Here is a 5,462-nt window from a genome sequence, read left to right on the forward strand (position 1 = left end):
GCCAGGTGTACGACGGCCCCGGCACCGTCCGCCGGGAACGCGCGACGATCGAGCTGGTGAACCCGGCCGGCATCTGGATGCCGTTGGCGTCGGCTGCCTGAAGCCCGCCGTAGGGCCCCGCCGCGTTCTGTGCCGGGGCTCCGTACGCCGCCGACCACGCCGTGAACGGCAGGGCGACAGCGCCCGCACCGACAACAGTGGCCCGCAACATCGTTCGACGATCCATGGAACCTCCTCCGTAGGTTCCATGGATCCGACCGTGCGGAGCTTACGCACGCCGATCTGTTGGATGAACGTCGATGGACGGCTCGATGTGCGATGTCCCGCCCACGCCGACCCGGTCGAGGGGTCGTACGGGTAGGAGAGGCAGCGGCACCAACCAGCAGTGGGCGCGCGCGGCCGTCTGACCGGCCCTCCGGCCGCGACCTCCCCTCCCCCGGTCACCGGCGCAGGTGGCCGATGCCGTGCTGGTCGAGCCAGGCGACAGTCCGCGGTACGAACGTCGGCGCCCCCGGGCCGGCGCTGACGTCGGTGGCGACCAGCGGCACCTGGGCGGCGACCGGGAGCAGCGTGGACCGCCAGCAGGCCGGCGTGGCGCAGGCCGAGCGGTCGTCGACGCGCCAGGCGGCGGCCACGCTACGGCCGTCCGGGTCAGCCGGGCGATATTCCAGCCACCGGCTCAGATCGTTGCCGCCGTCGATCCCGGCGGCGAGGACCAGGTTGAACGAGCCCTGGACGCGAAGCAGGCGGATCTGCTCCTGCACGCCGAAGGGCGGCAGGCCGGTGCCCGTGCACGAGGTACCGCCGTCGCGCCAGCAGGTCCAGACCGCCGCGGGATCGGTGCCGCCGACCGCCGGGAAGTCGTACGGCGAGATGTCGAAGACCACTGCGTTGTCGTCGCCGAACACCTCCGCCGCCGCGCTCCAGAACGTGCGGGTGGCGGAGATGTCGCTCTGCCGCAGCGACACGATGGGTGTGATGCCGGCCCGGACGAGCCGGTCGACGTACCGGGCCGCCTCGTCGAGGTAGCCGACCCGGTTCTGCCTGTCGGCAGGGCTGCCGGTGTAGGCGTAGCAGGCGTCGCTCAGCACGACCCGTACCGCGTTGACGCCGCGGGCCCGCAGCGCGCCTACCGACGCGTCGTCGACCGGGCCGTCCCAGTGGATCGGTCCCCATGCGCATTCGCCGGGCGCGGCCGACCGGATGATTCCACGGGGCCGGTACGGCCTCGGACTGGCTGTGACCGTGAGGATGCGGTTGCCGAACGCCTTCAGCGCAGGCGCGGCGCCGGGCGCCTGCGGCGGGAGCACCCGGATGCCGCGGACCTCGGCGGTGGCCTGGGCGCCGCTGCTGTCGTAGGCGGTGGCGGTGACGCGGGTGCCGCTGTTCGCCGCCACGCCGCGCCAGTCGAACGCGTACGGCGCGGTGGTGTCCACGGCGAGCAGCCTGCCGCGCTCGCGGAACTCGACCCGCTCGATCCGCCGGCCGGGCGCCGCCGTGGCCTCGGCACGGATCGGGATGACGCCCGGCGCGGCGAAGAAGTCATTGGGCAGGGGCGAGGTGAGCGCCACCGACGGCCCGCCCGGCAGTGGGCTGGGCCGCGGGCTCCCCGAGGCCGGCGGCGGCGACGAGCCGGTCGGGTCGGCGCCGTCCCCGTCGCACGGCTGGCCGCTCAACACCCAGTCGGTCGGCTCGGGGTCGGCACCCTGGTAGTTGCCGCCGAACCGCACCGTCACCGAGGCGCCGGTCGGCAGCGTGGATCCCACCGGCGGACGGAGCATGGTCATCGGATACATCTCGCCGCTGCCCAGCGTGTATCCGTCCGGCAGCCGGTCGAGGCCCATGGTGATCGTCTGACCGTTCGCCTGCCGGAACCGCAGCCACCAGTCGGTGACGGGAGCGCCCAGGTTGGTGACGGTGAGCTCGGCCCAGAAGCCGCTGGACCACTCCCGGGTGATGGTGTAGTCCACCGTGCACGCCGTCGCGGCGTAGGCCGGCCGCAGCGCCATCGTCATGGCCCCGCCGACGACGACCGCGGCTGCTGTAGCCAGCGCGAAGATCCTGCGTCGCATCATGCCCCCGTAACATCGACATACATCACTTCATGCAGCCTCGGCGCTCGGGGCACGGCCTGTCAAGGGCTGAACCGGGCCCGGGCCGGGCGGAACGGCGCGGCGTTCCGCCCGGCCGGCGGCTCAGCGTCCGCGCAGCTCGGCCGCGGCGGCGACCAGGTGCTGGAGGGACGCCTCGACCTCGGGATAGCCGCGCGTCTTGAGGCCGCAGTCGGGGTTCACCCACAGCCGCTCGGCCGGCACCGCGGCCACGGCCCGGCGCAGCGCGCCGACGACCTCGTCGTGGGACGGCACCCGGGGTGAGTGGATGTCCCAGACGCCGGGCCCCACACCCCGGCGGTATCCGATCGCGGCGAGGTCGTCGAGGACCTCCATCCGGGAGCGGGATGCCTCGATGCTCGTGACGTCGGCGTCGAGGGCGTCGATGGCCGTGATCACCTCCCCGAACTCCGAGTAGCACAGGTGGGTGTGGATCTGGGTGTCGTCGGCGACTCCGCAGGTGGCCAGGCGGAACGCCCCGACTGCCCAGTCCAGGTACGCCTTCTGCTCCGCCCTGCGCAGTGGCAGCGTCTCACGCAGCGCCGGCTCGTCGACCTGGATGACCCGGATACCGGCTGCCTCGAGATCACGGCACTCGTCGCGCAGGGCGAGCGCGACCTGGTCCGCAGTGTCTGCCAGTGGCTGGTCGCTGCGGACGAACGACCAGGCCAGGATCGTGACCGGGCCGGTGAGCATGCCCTTGACCGGCCGGTCGGTCAGCGACTGCGCGTAGGTGGACCAGTTGACGGTCATCGGCGCCCTGCGTGCCACGTCGCCGTAGATGACGGGCGGACGCACGCATCGGGAGCCGTAGGACTGGACCCAGCCGTGTTCGGTGGCGGCGAACCCGTCCAGCTGCTCGCCGAAGTACTGGACCATGTCGTTTCGTTCCGGCTCGCCGTGCACGAGCACGTCCAGGCCCAGCCGCTCCTGGAGCCGGACGACGTGCTCGACCTCGGCGCGCATCCGCTGCGTGTAGGCGGCGTCGTCGAGACGCCCGGCCCGGTGCTCGGCACGCGCACGGCGCAGCTCGTCGGTCTGCGGGAACGATCCGATGGTCGTGGTCGGGAGGGGCGGCAGGTTCAGCCGGGCCTGCTGTGCCGCCGCACGCTCCGGGTACGCGCCGCGCTGCCGATCCGTGGCGCGCAGCGCCGCGAGCCGACCGCGTACGGTGTCGTCGCGCCAGGCGGCAGGGGTGGGCGGCAGCGGCTCGGGCAGGGACGTGGTGCCGTTGCGCAGCGCGCGGCCGAGCCGGACGACCTCATCGACCTTCTGCCGGGCGAAGGCGAGCCGCTGACGCAGCGCCGGGTCGAGAGCGGTCTCGGCGGACAGGTCCTCCGGCACGTGCAGCAGCGAGCACGAGGTGGACACGGCGACGTGGTCGGCGAGGGCGGTGACGGCGGCACCGGCCGCCACGGCGGACCGCAGGTCGGTACGCCAGACGTTGCGGCCGTCGACGAGGCCGGCCACGATCGTCTTGCCGCGCAGCGGTCCCGCACCGGCCAGCCGCCGCAGGTTGCCGGGCCCGGCCACCAGATCCACGCCGACCGCTTCGACCGGCGTGTCGAGCAGGGCGGGCAGCGCGTCACCGAGCTCGCCGAAATAGGTGGCGACGAAGATCGCCGGCCGCTGTTCCACCGCGCCGAGCCGGGTGTACGCCTCCCGCAGCGCGTCGATCTCGGCGGCGCTCCGGTCGGCGACGTAGGCGGGTTCGTCCAGCTGCACCCATCGCACGCCCGCCGCGGCGAGGGATCGCAGGATGCCGGCGTACACGTCGACCAGGTCGGTCAGCCGGTCGAACGGTTCGCCGCCCGCCTCGGTGGGCTTGGCCAGCAGCAGGAATGTCGCCGGCCCGACCAGCACCGGCCGGCTGTCGATTCCCAGCTCGCGGGCCTCGCGGTACTCGCGCAGCGCCTTGTCGGGATTCGCCGCGAAGGTGGTGTCGGAGCCGATCTCGGGAACCAGATAGTGGTAGTTGGTGTCGAACCACTTCGTCAGTTCGAGCGCCGGCTCGGCATCGACGCCCCGGGCCATGGCGAAATAGGTGCCGAGGTCGCCGAGGCCGAGACGGGCGAACCGGCGCGGGATCGCGCCGACGGCGACGGCCGTGTCCAGCACGTGGTCGTAGTAGGAGAACGTGTTGGACGGGATCGCGTCCAGGCGCGCGTCGCGCAGCGTCCGCCACACCTTCGCCCGTAGCGCGGCAGAGGTCGCCGCCAACTCCTCGGCGTCGATCCGGCCCGCCCAGTAGGCCTCGACGGCCCTCTTGAGTTGCCGGTTGCCCCCGATACGCGGATAGCCCAGCACGGTGCTCTGACCGAATGCGGTACTCATGGAGATCCCTTCCCTCGAAGCACACGAGGCCGATCGAGGCGGGGAGGGAAGGGGTACAGACGGCGTACCGGCTTCCGCACCGGCCGTCCCGAGCGACCGTCGGCGGCGCGCACCGGACGGTGCGCGCGGTGCGGGCAGGTCTTCGGACTCGCGGGCGCGACCGGATCCACCCGGTCACCTACTGGCCGTCGCTTCCCAGACCTCACGGTCCAGTGCTTCGATGACGGCTGTCGTTCCCACTCACCGCTGCGGGGCAGTCCCGGACTCACACCGGGTTCCCTCTTACGACGCCACACCCTTCACGGGCACGGCGAACCAGCACCGTTGTCCATCGTATGGGGCGGTGAGCCGACGTGGTCGGCGCGTCCGTCCTGCGGGACGGCGAGCCGTCGCGGCGGGTGGCGGGAGCGACTCGCGGTCGCCCCCGCCCCCCGTCGCAGGGCCGGTCAGCCCTTGCGCCACTTCTGGCCGGCCGTGCCCGTGCAGTCCCAGAGCTGGAGCCTCGCGCCGTCGTTGCCGTTCCGGTCCTTGATGTCGACGCACTTGTCGGCCTGAAGGTTGACCAGGTCCCCGGCCGAGTTCAGGGTGAACTGCTGGGCGCCGGTGCCGTTGCAGGTGTAGAGCTGCACCACCGCCCCGTTGGCGGTGGACCCGGCGTCGACGTCCATGCACTTGTTGTTCTGGCTCTTCAGCGCCGTGCCGCTGAACGTCCACTTCTGCGCGTTGGTGTTGTTGCAGTTCCACATCTGCAGCGGCGCGCGGTCGACGAAGTTGGAGCTCGGCACGTCGATGCACTTGTTGTTCCAGTTGCTGACCACGGGCACCCCGGTGGCCGGGTTGCCGCCCCCACCTCCGGTGAACGGGCTGAGGATCAGTCCGGCCGAACGGGGGTCGCCGTCGTGCACCAGTGACTCGAATCCGCCGACGTCGTCGAAGGCGAACGCGTACGCCCGGCCGTCGGTCATGTTGGCGTGGATCAGGCGGGCGTACTGGTTGGTGGGGTTGCTGCGGTAGAAG

Annotated in this window: 3 protein-coding genes, 1 pseudogene and 1 riboswitch; all 4 genes and pseudogenes read right to left on the bottom strand. The window is 72.3% G+C overall.

Features of this window, described 5'->3' with window-relative positions; genetic code table 11:
• Positions 1-226, bottom strand: a pseudogene (locus KBX39_RS33490) (translocation protein TolB); the annotation flags it as partial.
• 214 nt (positions 227-440) lie between these two features.
• The gene (locus KBX39_RS21660; protein ID WP_210872216.1) at positions 441-2,075 is read right to left on the bottom strand and encodes an Ig-like domain-containing protein; all 1,635 of its coding nucleotides are present in this window, start codon (positions 2,073-2,075) and stop codon (positions 441-443) included.
• Positions 2,076-2,195: 120 nt separating this feature from the next.
• Positions 2,196-4,445 carry a 5-methyltetrahydropteroyltriglutamate--homocysteine S-methyltransferase gene (gene metE / locus KBX39_RS21665; protein WP_210872218.1) on the bottom strand — a complete coding sequence of 750 codons (2,250 nt, stop codon included), beginning with the start codon at positions 4,443-4,445 and terminating at the stop codon, positions 2,196-2,198.
• Positions 4,446-4,560: 115 nt separating this feature from the next.
• Positions 4,561-4,780, bottom strand: a riboswitch (cobalamin riboswitch).
• 111 nt (positions 4,781-4,891) lie between these two features.
• Positions 4,892-5,462, bottom strand: a 571-nt coding sequence (locus KBX39_RS21670; protein WP_210872220.1) for an RICIN domain-containing protein, incomplete at its 5' end; no start/stop codon positions are given.

Origin of the sequence: Micromonospora sp. D75, from assembly GCF_018070405.1 — a bacterium.
Lineage (GTDB): Bacteria > Actinomycetota > Actinomycetes > Mycobacteriales > Micromonosporaceae > Micromonospora > Micromonospora chalcea.

Coding starts and splice junctions, on each gene's coding strand:
- metE (WP_210872218.1), bottom strand. CDS start 4,445: ATGAGTACCGCATTCGGTCAGAGCACCGTGCTGGGCTATCCGCGTATC.
- KBX39_RS21660 (WP_210872216.1), bottom strand. CDS start 2,075: ATGATGCGACGCAGGATCTTCGCGCTGGCTACAGCAGCCGCGGTCGTC.